We start from the raw sequence: 18,845 nt of genomic DNA on the forward strand, positions 1-18,845 counted from the left end.
TTTCTATTATAATCAGATTTTTCCTTTTCTTAACAGGTAAGAAAGTAACGATTATTTCTATCTCATTCATCACAATCTTACTTCTTCCTAGTATTTGAATATTTTTTACTAGTCCATTAGACCTTTTCATCAAAAAACCCGAGCTGGCTGAAGCCGCTCGGGTGGGAGGTCAATCTCGCTTATTCATTCCCCTTTTCTCTCGAGGTTCCTGATGATGTTTTTGGTGCTCGGGAGGCTGCGTCGTGCGTTCCAGCTCCTTTGTATCTTGTCCCATTCCTTTTAAAAAGGAAAAGAGCAGTGTAATTGATTTGTTGATTTCCGGGTCTTTTAGCGAGCGGATAATATCAAAATAACCTGTCTTTTCTTCGCTGTTTTTCTGCTCTACAGCGCTTGCCACACCCGCATTCACTTTCAAAATGAGAGGCTCCAGCTGCTTCACGTCCAGCATGCCGAGTGTTCCAAACAGAAGAAGCAGATTTTTCAGCGTGTTGGCCGTTTCCTCTGTATCTGCTTTTTTCACCAGAATATCAAGAACTTTATCCCCTTGGCCAAAAAGGCCGCGGAGCAACGGCAGGACCCCGCGCTCGTTCATATGGCCCAGCATATGCAATGTTTCGAGAATCGCTTCTTTGTGATCAACTAGAGCATCTTCAATTTCCCGCAAATCACGCTTTCGCTGATCTTCTTCTGTTACCTCGATTTTTTGAATTCGTTTAATCGCTTTAGCCATTATGGCCCATCCCCCTTTTCACAGCGTCACCAGGGAAAATATAATCCTTCCGCGCCCATTTCTTTTGAACCTGCACACCGATTTGCGGCTGCGGATTGCCGTTGCGGTGGTTGATCTTAGGCAGCGGGCTGATTCCGTCGTGCTTCAAAATTTCCATCTTGGCCGATGTTTCTTTGTAAGCAGGCGTATCGGTATCCTTATCGGCATGGCTGCCTGTTAACAGGTTGATCGCCGCTTCCCCTGAATCGTTCATTGGCAGATATACTTCCTTCCCTTTGACTCGATCAGTAATCAGGCACTTCACTTTGACATTTCCGAAAGGCGATGTGAGTCTGACGAGGGTTCCGTCCTGAATCCCTCGTTCTGCCGCAAGCTCAGGAGAAATTTCTAGGAACACTTCCGGTGTTTTCTCCGAAATCCCTTTTGATTTGTAAGTCAGGTTCCCTTCGTGGAAGTGCTCCAAGAGCCGCCCATTGTTGACATGGATATCATATTCCTCACCGAATTCCTCAGGCTCTGTCCACTGGACAGGGTAGAGAATGGCCTTGCCGTCCGGGAAAGGGAAGCGCTCTGTAAAGAGTAAAGGCGAATCCTTTCCATCAGCGTTTACAGGCCATTGCAGGGAATTATAGCCCTCAAGACGTTCATAGGTGACACCGGCATAAATCGGCGACAGCTTGGCTGCTTCCTCCATAATGTCTGCAGGATGCTTATAGTGCCAGCCGGCGCCAAGCTTATTGGCAACCTCCATAATAATCTGCCAATCCGGCTTTGATTCGCCCAGCGGTTCAAACACCTGATACAAACGCTGAATCCGGCGTTCTGTGTTTGTAAAAGTTCCTTCTTTTTCAAGGCTTGGGCTCGCAGGAAGAACCACATCAGCAAACTCCGCTGTACGTGAAAGGAAAATGTCCTGCACCACAAAGAAATCAAGCTTTTCATATGCGGCGTGTACATGATTGATATTGGAATCCACCAGGCCCATTTCTTCACCTTTTACATACATCGCTTTCAACTTTCCGGAATGGATTTTTTCAATCATTTCGTGGTTGGTCATACCCGGCTCCTTCGGCAGCGGCACACCCCACACACGCTCGTATTTTTGGCGGACTCGTTCATCCGTCACTTTTTCATAGCCTGGCATTCTGTCAGGCATACTCCCGAAGTCACTTGCTCCCTGCACGTTATTATGGCCGCGCAATGGGTAAGAACCTGCTCCCGGTTTTCCGTAGTTTCCTGTCACAAGCAGCAGGTTAGAGATCGCCGTGCTCGTGTCGCTTCCTCCAATGTGCTGTGTCACGCCCATCGCCCACAATGCGCACACACTGTCAGCTTGCCCGATCATCTCTGCCATTTGGATAAGGGTTTCTCGATCAATCCCGGTTTTCTCCTCAGCATATTCAAGTGTGTACGGCGCGAGGCTTTTTACATATTCATTTCGTCCGTTCACTCTTTCTCTCAAAAATCGTTCATCGGCCTTGCCGTTTTCTATTAAATATTTGGCGATCGCATTCAGCCAGACGATATCCGATCCGGCACGCGGCTGGACAAATAAATCGGAGCGTTCTGCCATTTCGTGTTTTCTGATATCCGCGACGATCACTTTCTGCCCTCTTAGCTTATGAGCCCGTTTAATGCGAGTGGATAAGACTGGATGCGACTCAGACGTGTTCGAACCGATAATCAAAACAAGGTCCGCTTGCGCGATATCTGTAATTGATCCTGAATCACCGCCATAGCCGACTGTCCGGAACAGGCCGGCAGTCGCAGGAGATTGGCAATAGCGAGAGCAGTTGTCCACATTATTTGTGCCAATGACACCTCTGGCCAGCTTTTGCATAAGATAGGATTCTTCATTTGTACATTTAGAAGATGTAATAAAAGCGAGAGAATCCGGGCCAAACGCCTCTTTTAATTCAGTGAACTTGCTGGCGATCAGCGATAACGCCTCCTCCCACTCTGCTTCACGGAAATGATCGCCTTCCCGGATCAGCGGCTTTGTCAGGCGTTCTTCGCTGTTGACGAAATCCCAACCGAACTTGCCTTTCACACAAGTAGAAATGCCGTTGGCTGGCGCTTCCTCCTGCGGCTCTACTTTCAGAATGTCTCTGCCCTTTGTCCAGACATCAAAGCTGCAGCCGACGCCGCAATACGTGCAGACGGTTTTCGTTTTTTTGATTCGTTCATCACGCATGGCCGATTCCATATCAGAAATGGCGAGAATCGAGCCGTAGCCTGTCTCTACGCCTTTCGTGATCTCGATCATCGGTCGCAGCGTTTCGTTATTGATGCCTGTTAAATATCCGGTTTCCCCTTCCATTCCTTTTTCCATCATCGCGTTGCACGGACAGACCGTTGAACAATGGCCGCATGACACACATGACGACTCATTGATCGGCACGTCGTTATCCCAAATGACGCGCGGGCGTTTCCGCTCCCAGTCAATGGTCAGCGTTTCAGTTACCTGAACGTCCTGGCATGCTTCAACACAGCGTCCGCACAAAATACATTGATCTGGATCATACCGATAAAACGGATGGGATTCATCCTTATGGTATGGCTTGTGATCAAACGGAATGCTTTGGTGATTGATTTTCATTTCCTTCACCGTATTATGTATTTCGCATCCCCCATTGTTGTAATCGCAAACTGTACAATAAAGCTCATGATTATATAAAATCTTGTCCATCCCGATGACCTGCGCTTTTTTCACGTCAGGTGAGAGCGTATCAATGATATCCCCATCCTTTAATTCAGCGGAGCACGACCTCTTCAGCTCACCATTGATGCTGACGATGCACGTATCACATGTCTCAATCGGCCCTAAGCTTGGATGATAGCAAACTTGCGGCACTTCAATCGAGCTGTTATTCAAAAGCTGCAGCACCGTCTGTTCCTCGGACGCTTCCATTTCAACGCCGTTTATTGTGATTTTTTTCTTGCCAGGCATCTCCATTCCCCTTTCTTGCTTTATATACCGAATTACCTATTTCAGTTCCCTTACAACAACTCAATAAAACATACAAAGCGCACTCACATGTTTCGTTGCAAAAACACGGGGAAACGGAATGGTAGATCAATTAGGAGGGATTAACATGAAAAAGACAATGTCTGCTATAACCGCTGCGGCAGCAGTAACAAGCTGTTTTACCGGCTTTGGGGCTGCGTCCTTTTCAGCACCGGCAAAGGCCGCAGCTCAAACAAACACACTCTCAGAAAACACGAATCAATCAGCCGCCGAGCTTGTCAAAAACCTCTATAACACCGCCTATAAAGGGGAAATGCCTCAGCAGGCGCAAGGCCTTACCATTAACAAAAGCACAAAAGGGGATGTCCACGCTGCGTTTGGGGAACCGGAAAGACCAGTCGGGGGAGACAATCGATTTGATTTATATCACTGGAATATGGGACAGCCGGGCTACGGATTTTCCTATCATAAAGACATGACAATTTCAGAAATCCGCTACTTTGGAACCGGTGTGGAACGTCAGCTGAATTTAGGCGGAGTTACGCCGGAAGTGCTGCAGAAGCAATTAGGACCAGCAAATCGGGTGTTAACCGTCCCGTTTACCGATGAAATCGATTATGTATATGATACAGGCCGCTATGAACTCCATTTTGTAATAGGCACAGATCAGACAGCCGACCATGTAAACCTAAAAGCAAAATAAACACCCTATGCGGCTATTCAGCCGCTTTTTTAGTGGACAAATAAAAGCTATATTCCTTACAATACAGGGAGATGAAAAAGAGACGGGGTATCAATTCGCAATGAAGCGAAATCGTTGGATATATGCAGTTTTCACCGTACTGATCATTGGGCTGGGGCTTGGATCCAGAGCATTCTCCAGTGTTCTTCCTGATACTCTCAATACTTATCTGGGAGACTCGTTGTGGGCCGCCATGATCTTTACGGGATGCGGATTTCTATTTCGGAAGCTGAAGACAATGATAACGGGCATTATCAGTCTTTCTTTCTGTTTTGTCATTGAATTCAGCCAGCTCTATCATGCCGAATGGATCGACCAGATTAGGGATACTTCTCTTGGCGGGCTTGTACTGGGGTACGGTTTTTTATGGAGCGATATCGAAGCATATACAATCGGAATTGCCGCCTGTGCCGCCATAGAACTGCTGGTTTTGGGAATCAAAAAGCGCCGCTGTATGTGACGCTTTTTTCATGTAGAAAACAGCCCGCATTGAGAAAGAATGGTCTTCGCATCCAAACGTGTGGCCTCGCTTATCGTCATGTGATGGTGATTCATAAATGACTGAACGGCATGATAGCCAACTGCATAACCTGCAAAAGCCGATAAACCAGCAGGCTTAAAGCCTTGATCGTTAGCAATTGGATCACCAAACATATAACGGCTGACTTCCGAAAATCCTTTCACATCCAGCACCTCATTAATCACATCAATGGAATATTGCAAGTCCTCATGATCAAAACGAGTTACCCAAGGGCCCAATCGTTCCGTACCAAACAGCTCTCTGGCGAATGATTCCGCCAATCCTTCAATCACAAGATAATCCCCGACACTTACAGAGCCATGATGAAAATCTATATACGAAAACCGCACATTATGATGAAATTCATGAGCAATAATGGAAGGAATCCTTGGCAGGTTATAACGGTTCGGATCAATCCATACATGAATAAAGCCCGGTATCCCGCCAAACCCGCAGTAGCCTTTTTGCAGCTGAAGTTTATTTGGATCAGCGATATAAAGGCCGAATTTGATCTCCTCTGCATTCATCCGCAGCTGTTCGCGCTCAGCAAAAAATATGCATTGCCGAAGTGCAGATTCAGCTGTCTCTGAAACATGTGATTCTTTCAGTATTTGCAGTGCTTTCTGGCCGCTTTCAGCATCACGGACATCCAAATAGCCCAGCATTTTCGCAGCCATGATCACATCATAGCCGTTTGGCTCCTTCGCTTTCAGCGGAACTTGGATGGCGGTCCACATCTTTTCAAACGGCCTCATCATCGTATACCGAAATTCATCTTCTCTTTTCTGTTCTTCCATTGAAAACAGCTTTTCGTATTGCTCAAAGGTCTTTTCCATGACAAGATTCATCCTGATTCCCTCCTTGTCAAAAACATACGATATGCCGCAGCGTAAAGGTCAACAGGAGAAATTAAGCCATTTTTCACTGTAAAATGATACAAAGCCGCCGATAGGTAAGGCATAGGAGGTGGAACGATGGATATTCCTGCTTTATCGGTTGCAATGCATCAAGCATCCCTTGCCCAGAATGTTAATATCGCTTTAACGAAAAAAATGCTGGATACCGCCCAGCAAAATGCCGATCAAACCTTAAAGATGATTCAGCATCCGACTCTCGGACAAACCATTGATGTAAAAGTTTAACCTCACATCAAAGGCGGCCAAGAACTCCATCCTCCCGGCCGCCTTTATTGTTCACAAAAAAGCATGCATGTTTTGATTGTTCCTCCGTATGATTTATTGTTTGCCATATTAAGGAGGTCATAAAGGATATGAAAAGACTGTTTACGAAGGCTTCATTGGTGTTATTTGCAGTAGTATTTGTTTTTGCCGTCAAAGGTGTACCCGCCAATGCGGAAACCCATGCCTACGATGGAAAAAGCCCTTATTACAATGATTGTGCGTCCAGCGGCTCTACAAAAAAATCCTCAAACTTAGTGAATGCCAGCAATCAAGTCATCGGAGTAGTCGAGCTTAAATTCAGCAGTACATGTAAAACGGCTTGGGCAAAAATCACGATGAATAATACATTGACGTCTGGCTTTGAAGCAAATGCGGAGATTACCCGAAACACGGACGGAAAGAGATATAATTGTGATTCTGCAGGCGGCAATGGAAAAGCGGTGGCCGGCCAAAAGTCTTGCTATACACCGATGGTATATGATTTAGATCCAAGGACTTCTTACGCTTTCGGCAAGTATTCAGGACCAAACTTAAATGTTTGGGCCACCACAGGCTCTTATTAAATAGAAAAAAGGCTGTCCGTACGGACAGCCTTTTGTAATTTATTTCGCTTCTCTTTGTTTTTTAACCTCTTCAAGCTGAGAAACCGTCACCAATTGATATCCTTGATCGGTGAGCTTTTTCATAATTTCATCGGCCGCATCAGCAGAGGTGCGGTAAATATCGTGAATTAAAATGGTTCTTCCATCTCTCGCCTGACTCATGACACGGTCAACAATTGTTTTTTTGTTACGGTCTTTCCAATCTTCCGGGTCAACATCCCATAACGCAACATCCATTTTCATTTGACTCCGCAGTTCATCATTAATGCCGCCGTATGGGGGTCTTACAAGCGTCGGACGATATCCGCTTATTTTTTCAATGATGTCTTGCGTATCATTGATCTGCTTTAACGCTTCTTTCACTGAAAGCCTTGTGAGAAGCGGATGGCTCCATGAATGGTTCCCAACCTCATTTCCTTCTTTCAGCATTCTTATTAGCGTTTCCGGATAATATTGAACTCTGCTCCCCAAAACAAAAAACGTGGCATGACCCTTATATTTCTTCAAGGAGTCTAGAATCTGATTTGTTGTCGCAGGATTCGGGCCGTCGTCGAAAGTAAGCGCAATGACTTTTTGATTTGGATCAACTGTTTCCTCTTTGGGTAAAGAAATCACTTCATGCTTCGGCTTTTGTTCTTTGATTTTATTTTTATTTTTTGCTTTATCAATATATTGTTCTTTCAGAATGTCTTTCAAAAGACTTTTCTTAATGGCAATCGATTGCTCTCCAAGATAGCCTGCTGCAACCTGATATGTGTCAAAGTAAAGTTCGATATAATCCTCCTTGATGGCAAAGCGGCTGAAATTTTCTTTTTTCGGAGCCGTCCCTTCCTTTAACAGTGCATCGTCCGCGGCAATGTCCTTATTCTTTTTCAGCTCGTGATAAGCGATTAACGAAAGCTTATGTAAGTAGTCAGCGTCCTCTTTGAAAATATCATCAATGGAAAGAAACGCTTGTTTACTAAAATCATAGTTAAACGTTTTTTTCACGGTTTGCCCGTGTGCCCCGCCGATGTATTTATATTCATTAAATACAATCGCCACTGTCTGTTTGGCATAATGGACAATTTTATAATCAACATTTAATTCGTTGCGTTTTGTCGTATGCTCTTGGTCAACGTCCTTTGTTTCCTTTTGAAATTGACGAACCTCTTTTTCTGCGAATCTTTTTAATGCCGAATCCATTTTTTCATTTTTGAAAACAGGATAGTTTACCGCGTAATTAAAAGTTTTCCCGTCATTCACAAGCGTTGCGATCTCAACATTCCCATATTGAGAATCAGTTCTTACTTTATTCATGACCGTTTCTTTTTTCAATGAATGATTATGGAAAAAGCCGATAAGGCCCACCACACATACAACTGCTATTAATACATGAAACCATTTGATTCTTTTTGCCAACAACAAAAACTCCTTCTTTCGTAGCCATTTCGATTTACTCTTCATCAGTTGGAACTGTATCTATTTAGAAATGTTTTTGTAACATTGTAGTAACATTTATTTCACATTTGTAATACTATGAGATTTAGAAGTTCATGTCAATCCTTTTTAAGGAATTTCATCATAAAAAAAACCGAATTTCATGAATGTACATACACCCAACTTAAGCATCAGGAATATGGTAAAAGGAATAAAAAAAGCTAGGGAGGTTTTCCTCTTGGATTACCCTTTGAATGAACAGTCATTTGAACAAATTACCCCTTATGATGAAAGACAGCCTTATTATTATCCGCGTCCGAGACCGCCATTTTATCCGCCTTATTATTATCCAAGACCGTATTATCCGTTCTACCCGTTTTATCCGCGCCCGCCTTATTACTACCCGCGCCCGCGACCGCCTTACTACCCTTGGCACGGTTACGGCGGCGGTTATGGCGGAGGATATGGCGGAGGTTACGGTTACTAGTCGCCGCATATCAAAATGGGGGCAGTCCAGCTCCCCATTTTTTTGTTTTAAAAATGACAATATCATGACAAATATGGGGAATAATTGTTATTCTGTCCCCCTCTTGTTACGATAACAAAAGCATGCAGTTTTGGGGGAGGCGTCTATTTTTGGAGAATACAAGAGATTCTGCAGCCATATCTGAAACAAAATACATAAAAGCTTCGAACCGGGTAACCATTTACGATTTTATCAAACTTGCAAAACCCGGCATTATCATATCAAACTCGATAGCAGCCTTCGGCGGATTTTGGATCGCGTTTGCAAGCGCAGAAAAAACGTTAACCGGCTTGGCTTTTTTGATGACAATGGTAACAGCAATGTTGGGAACCGCGTTTGTGATGGCTTCCGGCACTGTCTATAACAACTATTTTGATCGGCATATGGACGCAAAAATGGCACGCACTCGCAGCAGGGCCTCGGTCACAGGGAAAATGCCGCCAGCCATGATCTTAACATATGGCTCTGTTTTAGGGATCGCAGGCCTTGCCATGCTTTATTCCCTCAATCCATTAACGGCCTTTCTCGGACTGGCCGCCTTTATTTTTTATGCGATCATCTATACGGTATGGGTGAAACGAACGTCTGTGTGGAGCACATTTGTCGGGAGCTTCCCAGGAGCTGCGCCGCCATTGATGGGGTATTGTGCCGTAACCGGTGACTTCAGTATGACAGCAGTGCTGTTGTACACGATTATGTTTCTGTGGCAGCCGCCGCATTTTTGGGCGATTGGGATAAGACGCAAAGAGGAATATCGCGCTGCTGGCGTTCCGCTCTTGCCAGTAGTCAAAGGCAATCATGTAACAAAAATAAAAATGATGCAATATATTGCCGTCCTGGTGCCGGTCACGCTATTATTTCCTTTCTCTCTCGGCACCGGCCATATAAGCCCATTTTATTTCTTAGCCGCCTTGGTTCTCGGAGGCATATGGATCAAAAAAAGCATCAAAGGATTCAAAACAGACGATGACGTGAAGTGGGCAAAGGATATGTTTGTCTACTCGCTTATTTATTTTTGCTTGCTGTTCTTCATCATGATGATCGATTCATTTATGATGTTTCTGATCAGATGATGCAAAAAGAGCCACACATTAATGTGACTCTTTTTTGTTTGGAAAAACAGCATCTAATAGAAATGTCATGGCAAAAAACTCAGCCATGCAAATCAAAAATCGTATAATCTCACTCAAAATCCAGCTATCAGCTATGCGCATACCATCGGTTTCTCGGAGGGTTGCGCATATTGAAAAAATCATGAGTATGTTTTTTAGGGTTTCTTTGTTCATAAAATACCATCGCTTTCTCGATAGAATGACTTAAAGGCAATGAGATAAGTCATCAAGATATAAAATATGTCGCATCGTTGCATGTTTTGATTGAAAGAAATCATTGTTTTTTTGCCAGCCAATTGTAAAGCTCAGGCAAACAGATGAAAAGCGTTTCTGTGAAAAAGCAGATCTAATCGAATGCTTCTATACTCTCTCCACAAATAAAAAATGCTAAGAAATACATTTGTTTCTCTAATCTATAAACCCGCACTCTTTTTCCATCATCAGGTATTATAAGCCAAAAACAAACAAAAAAATAGACTTGCGTTTGAGTTGTATGAAAGTGAAATTGCAAGAATAACCCATACGGTGGTAATATATTGTTTGATTTTCCCATATTCATAGATTTGGAGGTCATACAAAAGTGAAGGGAATATTTTTAGTTGTTCAGCTTGGATTTTCTATTATGGTATTTCTGTTTTTAGCTGCTGTTAATTGGTATCAAGGAAGCGAGCTTGTTTCAGATCGATTTGATTGGAACTATACTGCTAAACTCTCAAAACTGCTAAATGGAATTGATGCCGTCAGCAGCCCCAAACAAATTTCACAGCTTGATTTTTTCATCTACTCCGCTAAACACTACCCTGTTATGAGTGCGTTAATGATCATCTCCTTCTTATATGTTCTGGCCGCTCTTTTTTTACTTATATACTCAGTCAAATGCAATAAGCAAGAGATTCATTTGGACTGCTGACCCGGTGAAATTCGTTTTTATAGCCCCTTAACTCTTCAAGATGTTTCTGTGTTTAGTGAGGCAGACCTTAACCTAGGTTTTCGGAACTTCTCGCTCCATTTTACGTATACCTTAATAGGAGGGATCAAACGATGAAAGAATATGAATTCGTAAGAGTTGAGCTGAGTACGATGAGAAGAAGGCCTAAAGAAGACTACCAGCAAATCATCCATGATTATGCGAAAAGAGGCTGGAGATTCGTTCAGATTTTCGCTCCCAGTATAGATGGGTATGGGGCAGCTGCTTATTTTGAAATCATATTTGAAAGGGATGCGGAAAAAGCTTAGTCGATATGACTAAGCTTTTTCGTTCCCCTATATCTGCATCTATACAATTTCTGCAAATGCGGCATCACATGATCTGGCTAAATCTTGTGGCGCCAACTTTAGCTGCATACCGATTTTCCCTGCACTGACAATAATAAAATCAAGCGTTTCTGCAGATGCATCAATATAGGTCGGGAACAATTTTTTCATGCCAATTGGCGAGCAGCCGCCGCGAAGATAGCCAGTTACCGCTAACAGCTCCTTCATTGCAATCATTTCTATTTTCTTTTCCCCTGTCACCTTTGCTGCCTTTTTTACATCTAACTCTTCTGCAACGGGTACAACAAAGACATAATAATGATTTGTTCCTGCTGCTGCAACCAACGTTTTATATACATATTTCAAAGGATAACCGATTTTTTCCGCAACAGAGATGCCATCTACCGGCTGGCCGTCTGTTTTATACCCTAATACCTCATAAGAGATGTTCTGCTGTTCTATCAGACGAACCGCATTTGTTTTTGCCATTTTTTTCGCCATTGTTTTCACCCACTATCAAAATGATGTATATCTAACTTCTTGCAGTAATAAGTAAATTCTATCATCCTAACCTGCATTTTCAAGGTTACTAGCATTGAATCAACGAAAGGACAAATTGATTTCCTTGGACGCCTATAGCCCATTATTAGTCTACATGGAACAAAACAGGAATGAACAAATAACTCCCACATACAATTTGTATGAATGGAAAATAAAGGAGTGGTTGCTTTGTATCATTACTTTTATGGCCCTGCGTTAATTCCTTACTTTTCACATACTCATAACCCTCAAAGAAGTCCAGATTTTTCAGAAAGACAGCGAAGAAGAGAAATCACATTGACTGTAGATGGCTTTGTCCCCCCATCTTCCACCGAAGATCTTGGAGACGGCTTTTATTCTTACGCATGGACGAACCAACAGGTCATCAATCCAGGTGAATACTTAGTTTGTCATCTTGAAGGAAGAGATATCAACGTGATAAATGGTGGGTTCACTCCGCGCGATACTGCTCCATTGTATGCGGTAGCAAGCTTTCCAAGACGAAGAAACCAATGGGTCATTATCATTCATAATCCTGTTCAAACCCAAAGAGCCATATCGCTTTATTTGATTGCGAAAAGGTAGCACAACATGTTATCAGAAACCCTGCATTCAGGAACAGAAAAACGGGTAGGGACACATTAACATCAGCATTTTCCTACCCGTTTTTGGTCTGGGCAAACTCTCCCCTGTCACTCTTTCAATCCCCCTCAATTTTTCCATCTTTCTCTACTGCCAAGGTATCAGAGAAAATTGTTATATGTTATCATTATTCCCAGTAAAAAGAAAAGAGGATTAGATATATGGTTCTCCTTGAAACGAATCGATTACGATTAAAAACGATTGATATTCCCCTTCTTGACGCCGCGTCTAAACTAGATCATCAGGCTATCAAAGACTTAGGTTATGAAACAAATGGTGAATGGCCAAATTCTGATTTTTTTGAAGCGATACCTTATTTCCGCGAGATTTTAGTCAAAAACAATGGAACAAAAGGATTTGATTCATGGATTATTGTAAAGAAGGACAGTCATGAAATTGTTGGAGGAACTGGATTTTTAGGTGACCCAGACGAAAATGGCATGATTGAAATCGGTTTTGCAACAAATAAAAGTCATCGCCGCAAAGGTTATTGTGTGGAAGCCGCCCAAAAACTAATAAACTGGGCATTAAGCCAAGAAACAGTAAACCGGATCACCGCAAGATGCGAACATGATAATCTAGGCTCACAAAAAACCTTGGAGAAGTTAGGGTTTATATTGGATCATAAATCAGCGGATTATATGCATTGGATATATGTTACAAAGTAGAGTCCTTAATTACAAAAGCAGGCACTGCGCCTGCTTTTGTTTGGATTATTTACCTCTGTGCTTCTTTTTCGCTTTTTGCTTTTTGAGCATATACCTTTGCTCTTTTACATGTTCTCGTTGTTCTTTCATTATTTGTTTTTTCTTTTGCTTTCTTGCTTCAAGCTCTAGCTTTATCGCCTCTTGAGCTTTAGAAGTTACTCCGGCGTTTTTCAACTCTTTTGAAACCTGGCGCTGCAATCTTTTTGGATTGATCTTTTTTTGACGCCTGCCTTGTAAACGAACTCCTTCCTGCTCAGCTTGGACCATCATATTCAAAAGTTGGTTATGAACAAACTCTAATACTTCAGAATCCCTCGGCTCTGTGCCAAAAAGATGACGAAAGGCTCTTAGCTTTCCATTGTTCACAACTTCAACAACGCCTACCCAAAACTGACCATCATAGTAAACCGTTAATTTCATAACGATTCCCTCCTCATAAAAGATATTAAAGAATGATGGACATCCCGAGGAGGGGAAGGTTACTGACATGATCAATCATGCATCCGGACTACCAACCGAATCGTGTTTTTTCATTCTTTACCATATACAGAAAAGAGTGTAACATTTCTTCTCCAACTATTAAACTCTTATTTTAGTTAGATCATTGCTGGAGAATAGGAGTCTTCACTCGCAAATTTATTTCTCAAGCCCTGCCATGTTACAGATGGGAAACAATACATTCGGCATACCCTTCGAGTTTAAATTCTCCAAGACCGTGAGGCAGCAACATATGATCTCCTTTTTTGAAGGGATAGACATACTCACCAGAGATCATACGGCCCTCCCCTTCAATCACACTGATAAGAAGGAATGGTTTTTGCTGCTTTAAGCTTGCTGATCCTGATAAGTTCCATTTCCCCACCGAAAAGTAAGCGCATTCAATCAATGTCGTTGTAAGCAAATCCTCAATTTGTTTATGGTGAACTGTATGCCGTTCTGGAATAGACGGGACCTCTATCACTTCGATGCTCTTTTTCAGATGAAGCTCGCGCAGCTTGCCTTCTGCATCTTTTCGGTCATAATCATATAATCTGTAGGTTGTGTCAGAGTTCTGCTGCGTCTCCAAAGCAAGAATTCCTTTTCCAATCGCATGAACAGTACCGCTTGGCACATAGAAAAAATCCCCCGGCTTTACCTTTACACGGCGCAAGAGCTCATCCCATTCTCCATGCTCTATCATGGTAGTTAGTTCTTCCTTTGTTGTTGCATTGTGGCCATAAATAATCTCGGCATCTTTTTGGCAATCAATAATGTACCAGCATTCTGTTTTTCCAAGCTCACCGTTTTCATGTATGTTGGCATATTCATCATTCGGATGCACCTGAACAGATAAGTCCTGGTCAGCATCTAATATTTTTGTAAGCAGAGGGAAACGATCCCCTTCAAGCTGTCCGAATAAATGTCTGTGATGTTCCCATAATTCGCTGAGCGTGAACCCCTTATACATTCCGTTTTGAACAACGCTTTGACCATTTTGATGCGCGGCAAAAGCCCAGCACTCTCCTGTTCGTTGTGACGGAATGGTATAGCCAAAATCAGCTAAAGCGGTCCCACCCCAAATTCTTTCTTTGAAAACAGGCTTGAAAAATAACGGTTCAGTCGTCATGAAAATCCCCCGCTTTATTCGATTTCTTCTAGCAGCTTGTAGGCTTCTTCTGTTGTTTGCACAGAGAGCAGCCGCTCCCTATAATTGTCATCCATTAGCTTACGAGATAGCATCTGCAGTATTTTGAGATGCTGGTTTCCCCCGCTCTCTTTCGGTACAGCAATCATAAAGATTAATTTAGCTTCTGATCCATCCAGGCTATTCCAATCAACGCCTGATCGTTTGATCCCAAAGGCAACACTCGGCTCCCTGACCGCCTCAGACTTTCCGTGCGGAATCGCGATATTCATGCCAATCGCCGTTGTTCCCTGTTGTTCACGATTCAAAATGGCTTGTTTAAACCCGCTCTCTGAAAGCAGCGCACCTCTTCGTGACAATTTCTGAATCAATTCATCTATGATGTCATCCCTCGTTTCCCCCGATAAATTTGGTTCAATTAATTCCGGGCTGATAATGTCTGTCAGTTTTTTAAATTCCGACATCTCAGCTTTTTGGCTTTGAATTGGCTGCTTTATTTCATTTGCTGCCGCAGCTTCATTTGGCGCGGAGGGCGGTGCAGTTTCACTGAGCACAGGAGACGCCGTAATATCCTTTTTTAGTACATTGACGAACAGAGCAGTGACAAGAGATCCTGCAATCACAGCAATAAAAAACATCAAGACATGATCAACTGCGCCAAGCACTGCAACGATAGGTCCGCCGTGCGCCACTCTGTCTCCCACATTGCCAATCATGGCTATCACAGAACCTGTCATTGAGCCTGCCATAATACTTGGAATAACGCGCAGAGGGTCCTGCGCCGCAAATGGAATCGCTCCTTCAGTAATGCCGAAGAGACCCATCGTAAATGCCGCTTTCCCCATTTCTCTTTGAGATGCCTCGAATTTTCTTTTTCCCAAAAACGTCGCAACGCCAAGGCCAATCGGGGGGATACAAATGGCGACAGCAATTGGTCCCATAATTTCATAATTTCCTTCTCCAATCATTGCCGATCCAAACAGAAACGCCACCTTATTTACAGGACCGCCCATATCAAATGAGATCATCGCCCCTAAAATCAATGCCAGAAGGATCGAGCTCGACCCTTTCATCCCCGCCAGCCAAACTGTTAAAGAGGCGAAAATTTGAGCTACAGGCGCGCCTATCAAAAATACAAACGCTAAACCTACAATCAGTGATGCAAACACCGGAATAATAATAATCGGCATAATCGGCTGGATGGCTTTTGGAACTTTTAATTTTTTGATCCAAAGTGCAGCGTATCCGGCCAAAAACCCGGCAATAATCCCCCCGAGGAATCCGGCGCCGCTTGCGCTGTCATAAAAACTTCCAGTCGCCGCAATATAACCGCCGATCATACCTGGCACAAGCCCCGGTTTATCAGCGATGCTATAGGCGATATAGCCGGCTAAAATCGGAATCATAAATGAAAATGAAGCACTGCCGATCTGTTCAATCGTTTTCCAGAAGGAATCATCCGGAATAACTAAGCCTTTAGGTGTTTTCTCCCCTCCAAGCGTTAATGCAACCGCTATCAATAATCCGCCGACAACAATGAAAGGAACCATAAATGAAACGCCGTTCATTAAATGACGGTAAATTGGATTTTGTTTCTTCTCCTGATGATTACCGGATTCCGATTTTGTAGCGGAACGATAGACCGGTATATCCCCGTTAAGAGCTTTTTGAATCAATTCTTCCGGTTTGCGGATACCGTCCTGTACCCCCACAGACAGCAGTTTTTTGCCTATAAACCGGTCTTTGTTTACCGAACGGTCTGCAGCAATAATGATTGCTTCCGCTTCGCGAATTTCCTCTTCGGTTAGCTTATTTTCGACACCAATCCCTCCCTGGGTCTCAACTTTGATGCTAACGCCCAGTCTGTCAGCAGCTTTTTGCAGATTTTCCGCTGCCATATATGTATGGGCGATTCCATTCGGACAAGATGTAATCGCTAACAGTTTCATAGGAACCCTCCTTTAAAGTGTGAATTATAAGATCTTGTCTCAACTGTATACCGAAATCAGCTCATTAAAATCGCTTTTTTTTACCATAGGTTCCGGTAATAAAGGCATTTTTCCCTATAACAAAAAAAAGCAAGGAATAATCCCTGCTTTTAATAATCCAAATGAGATAAAAATGTCATGACATTGGCTTCTTTCGTCAGCTTCTGGACGAAGGCCGGCTGCTCGCTAAGATATGAAAGCTCGCTAAACAGCTGCTTTGTCATGGTTTGATCCTCGTGTTTGACAGCCAGCATAAAAACGAGCGAAACTTTTTCATTTCCCCATTCAAGCGGCTCCTTTAATGTGGCAATCGCGATTGCTGATTGTTTAATAAATTTAGCGTTTGCATGAGGAATGGCAATGCCTGACCCAATATTTGTCGCCGACATTTTTTCCCTCATCACCGCATGAACCGCATAGTCCTTATCAACATAGCCTTTCTCAAACAAAGCTGTCGCCAGCTGTTCGATTAACTTGTAGCGGTGCTCTGCCTCCTGCTGCAAAAAAACCAAAAAAGGAGTCGTATTGTTCAGCATCTGAAACGTTTTTTGTTTTTGGCGGTGTGATTCGCCCAGCTGACATATAAACGCACTTAATTTCTTCTCTTCGCCAGGCTCTAAAAGCGGAGACACAACAATATGGGGAACCGTTATATTCTCCAGCGCAATGGTGGATATGACAAGATCAATATCCTCATGCTTTTTGATATAATCCTTTAAATCGGCCTTTGCAATACAAGCCATTACAGCGATTTGGTGATATTTCCGTTCAATTTTTGTCCGCAGCAATTGTGACATCCCAATCCCCATGTGGCAGACGATAACCGCCTTTTTATGTGTCTCGCTGCTGCCCTGCATCCGTTCGATCGCTGCCTGAAAATGCAATGTCAAATATGCTGCCTCTTCCTCAGGAATATGAAGATCAAAAGTTTGATTGATGTCTTCCAAAACATCAATGATGAGGTGGAACAAATAAGGGTACATCTTTTTGATGTCATTGAGCATAGGATTTGCTACAGAAAGATCGTAGCTCAGCCGTTGTAGCACAGTATTGAGATGAATGTTCAAACCATTGATCAAATCCTGATCCTTATGAAAATCCATCATTTTCAGCTCTGAAACACGATTGATTAAATGCCCTACAACCTTAGGAAGCACAGCATTTTCAAAATTCTCTTCTGTCTGCAATGGATAACGAACTTTACCGCCCAATATATGTAATGTTAAGTACACGGCTTCTTCTTCAGGGAAGCGGATTGCAAAAACCGGTTCAAGCCGCTGTAAACAAGCAAATGTCCATTGATATTCTTTCTTCTTTCTTACTGCCGCCATTTCTTTTGGGGACAATGAAATCGGCTGCTTCATTTTGATGCGGCGGACCATTAACAATGTATGCAGCAGCAAATTTTCAAACGTTTCGTCTGTGAAATAGAGGGAATGCTTTTTTTGTAGTGATTTGATTTCTTTCGTCACAAAGTCTACTTCATAATGTAAAAACTTACTTTTAATAAATTGGCTGGTAAACGCTGTATTGTGGATCAAATCAGATATTCTTGCCAATGCCTTTCTTTTATTTCTTTCGTTCCCTTCAACCTTTAATCCAAGCCGCTGCCTAGAAACCAGTGTGAGATCAAAACGCTTCAGCCACTCTTCTACTGCGTATAAATCCTTTTTAATGGAAGATCGATTGACAAAATGCCGAGCGGCAATGTCTTTTGCGGAAACAGGCTTCGGATTCATTAATAAGTCATAAGCAATGTGCAGCATTCTTTCTTCATCGCTCCGCTGCCTAGAAGAAAAATGTTCAGTATGTAATTGTTGGCTTAGCCAGGTCCTTTCCTGTTCTTCTATATGTAAATAAACGCCCAACCCTGGTTTTCGAATAAGCTGTGCATGAGAATGCTCATTGAGATAATCCTCGATCACTTTCAAATCATTCCGGATTGTTTTTTCAGAACACTGTACCCTATCTGCGAAATCTTGCACAACTAAATAGTCATCAGGTTCAGATAACAACAGATACAAAATCTCTTTTTGTCTTGTATTTATGTATTCCATCTGTTTTTCTATCCTTCCTGTCAGTATCTACTTGAGCAAATTGATAGTATAAGTATACTATATAAGAAACCGTTTACATTATAAAATAAAATCATAGAGACAAAAGTTTCGTTTTTTACCGAAGCTTCCGGAAAAATGCGATTTTTATACTCTTTGAGTTTGCTATGTAATGTATATTCAGCAGAAATTCATAAAAATACTCCAATTCTTCACCTATTTAGAACGAAGATTTT

Annotated in this window: 19 protein-coding genes; 10 read left to right on the top strand and 9 right to left on the bottom strand. The window is 42.7% G+C overall.

Annotated elements, in window-relative coordinates; all coding sequences use genetic code 11:
- Positions 1-169 precede the first annotated feature (169 nt).
- Together SB658_RS08735 and fdhF are read right to left on the bottom strand one after the other, a co-directional pair.
- Positions 170-730, bottom strand: a complete 561-nt coding sequence (locus SB658_RS08735) for a helical membrane plugin domain-containing protein (protein ID WP_029726254.1) — start codon at positions 728-730, stop codon at positions 170-172.
- Positions 723-3,680 carry a formate dehydrogenase subunit alpha gene (fdhF, locus tag SB658_RS08740; protein WP_144500827.1) on the bottom strand — a complete coding sequence of 986 codons (2,958 nt, stop codon included), beginning with the start codon at positions 3,678-3,680 and terminating at the stop codon, positions 723-725. Before fdhF ends, SB658_RS08735 begins: the two co-directional genes overlap by 8 nt.
- 145 nt (positions 3,681-3,825) lie before the next feature.
- On the opposite strand from fdhF, the gene SB658_RS08745 reads away from it, so the two are divergent.
- On the top strand, positions 3,826-4,401 hold the full coding sequence (locus tag SB658_RS08745; RefSeq protein WP_014476503.1) for a YjgB family protein: 576 nt from the start codon (positions 3,826-3,828) through the stop codon (positions 4,399-4,401).
- A gap of 100 nt (positions 4,402-4,501) precedes the next feature.
- Positions 4,502-4,900 carry a ribosomal maturation YjgA family protein gene (locus SB658_RS08750; RefSeq protein ID WP_017697549.1) on the top strand — a complete coding sequence of 133 codons (399 nt, stop codon included), beginning with the start codon at positions 4,502-4,504 and terminating at the stop codon, positions 4,898-4,900.
- 8 nt (positions 4,901-4,908) lie between these two features.
- Here the strand turns inward: SB658_RS08750 and SB658_RS08755 are convergent, their stop codons facing one another.
- Positions 4,909-5,808, bottom strand: coding sequence for a DUF2268 domain-containing putative Zn-dependent protease (locus SB658_RS08755; RefSeq protein ID WP_144500826.1), 900 nt, complete (start codon positions 5,806-5,808; stop codon positions 4,909-4,911).
- A gap of 126 nt (positions 5,809-5,934) precedes the next feature.
- On the opposite strand from SB658_RS08755, the gene SB658_RS08760 reads away from it, so the two are divergent.
- Both SB658_RS08760 and SB658_RS08765 read left to right on the top strand, forming a co-directional pair.
- On the top strand, positions 5,935-6,102 hold the full coding sequence (locus SB658_RS08760; RefSeq protein WP_015252312.1) for a YjfB family protein: 168 nt from the start codon (positions 5,935-5,937) through the stop codon (positions 6,100-6,102).
- A 128-nt stretch (positions 6,103-6,230) separates the two neighbouring features.
- Positions 6,231-6,704, top strand: coding sequence for a YjfA family protein (locus tag SB658_RS08765; RefSeq protein ID WP_014663593.1), 474 nt, complete (start codon positions 6,231-6,233; stop codon positions 6,702-6,704).
- Between the two features lie 39 nt (positions 6,705-6,743).
- On the opposite strand, the gene pdaC is transcribed toward SB658_RS08765, so the two are convergent.
- The gene (gene pdaC / locus SB658_RS08770; RefSeq protein WP_046160296.1) at positions 6,744-8,147 is read right to left on the bottom strand and encodes a peptidoglycan-N-acetylmuramic acid deacetylase PdaC; all 1,404 of its coding nucleotides are present in this window, start codon (positions 8,145-8,147) and stop codon (positions 6,744-6,746) included.
- Between the two features lie 253 nt (positions 8,148-8,400).
- Between pdaC and cotT the strand changes: the two genes are divergently transcribed.
- The 4 genes from cotT (at position 8,401) to SB658_RS08790 (ending at position 11,036) form a co-directional block, all read left to right on the top strand.
- Positions 8,401-8,649 carry a spore coat protein CotT gene (gene cotT / locus SB658_RS08775; RefSeq protein WP_015715704.1) on the top strand — a complete coding sequence of 83 codons (249 nt, stop codon included), beginning with the start codon at positions 8,401-8,403 and terminating at the stop codon, positions 8,647-8,649.
- A gap of 122 nt (positions 8,650-8,771) precedes the next feature.
- Positions 8,772-9,761 carry a heme o synthase gene (cyoE, locus tag SB658_RS08780; RefSeq protein ID WP_010886488.1) on the top strand — a complete coding sequence of 330 codons (990 nt, stop codon included), beginning with the start codon at positions 8,772-8,774 and terminating at the stop codon, positions 9,759-9,761.
- Positions 9,762-10,380: 619 nt separating this feature from the next.
- Positions 10,381-10,710: a YjdJ family protein gene (locus SB658_RS08785; protein WP_003232822.1), complete on the top strand. Its 330-nt coding sequence runs from the start codon at positions 10,381-10,383 to the stop codon at positions 10,708-10,710.
- A 131-nt stretch (positions 10,711-10,841) separates the two neighbouring features.
- The gene (locus SB658_RS08790) at positions 10,842-11,036 is read left to right on the top strand and encodes a DUF4177 domain-containing protein (RefSeq protein WP_003232825.1); all 195 of its coding nucleotides are present in this window, start codon (positions 10,842-10,844) and stop codon (positions 11,034-11,036) included.
- A gap of 39 nt (positions 11,037-11,075) precedes the next feature.
- Here the strand turns inward: SB658_RS08790 and ybaK are convergent, their stop codons facing one another.
- The gene (ybaK, locus tag SB658_RS08795; protein ID WP_029317643.1) at positions 11,076-11,555 is read right to left on the bottom strand and encodes a Cys-tRNA(Pro) deacylase; all 480 of its coding nucleotides are present in this window, start codon (positions 11,553-11,555) and stop codon (positions 11,076-11,078) included.
- A 228-nt stretch (positions 11,556-11,783) separates the two neighbouring features.
- On the opposite strand from ybaK, the gene SB658_RS08800 reads away from it, so the two are divergent.
- Positions 11,784-12,179 (top strand): hypothetical protein, encoded by a 396-nt coding sequence (locus SB658_RS08800; protein WP_009967031.1) that lies wholly within the window; start codon positions 11,784-11,786, stop codon positions 12,177-12,179.
- A gap of 218 nt (positions 12,180-12,397) precedes the next feature.
- Complete coding sequence (locus tag SB658_RS08805; protein ID WP_029726260.1) at positions 12,398-12,904, top strand: GNAT family N-acetyltransferase; 507 nt, start codon at positions 12,398-12,400, stop codon at positions 12,902-12,904.
- A gap of 45 nt (positions 12,905-12,949) precedes the next feature.
- On the opposite strand, the gene SB658_RS08810 is transcribed toward SB658_RS08805, so the two are convergent.
- The 4 genes from SB658_RS08810 to manR form a co-directional block, all read right to left on the bottom strand.
- Positions 12,950-13,432 carry a YjdF family protein gene (locus tag SB658_RS08810; protein WP_128471965.1) on the bottom strand — a complete coding sequence of 161 codons (483 nt, stop codon included), beginning with the start codon at positions 13,430-13,432 and terminating at the stop codon, positions 12,950-12,952.
- Positions 13,433-13,601: 169 nt separating this feature from the next.
- A complete protein-coding gene (gene manA / locus SB658_RS08815) occupies positions 13,602-14,549 on the bottom strand; it encodes a mannose-6-phosphate isomerase, class I (protein WP_015715697.1) in 948 nt (315 codons plus the stop codon).
- Positions 14,550-14,563: 14 nt separating this feature from the next.
- Entirely contained in the window at positions 14,564-16,516 is a 1,953-nt protein-coding gene (manP, locus tag SB658_RS08820; RefSeq protein ID WP_038427604.1) for a PTS mannose transporter subunit IIABC, read from the bottom strand.
- 149 nt (positions 16,517-16,665) lie between these two features.
- On the bottom strand, positions 16,666-18,612 hold the full coding sequence (gene manR, locus SB658_RS08825) for a mannose transport/utilization transcriptional regulator ManR (protein WP_015715695.1): 1,947 nt from the start codon (positions 18,610-18,612) through the stop codon (positions 16,666-16,668).
- Positions 18,613-18,845 lie beyond the last annotated feature (233 nt).

The sequence above is a fragment of the Bacillus sp. SIMBA_008 genome, assembly GCF_046535495.1.
GTDB classification, from domain to species: Bacteria; Bacillota; Bacilli; order Bacillales; family Bacillaceae; genus Bacillus; species Bacillus subtilis.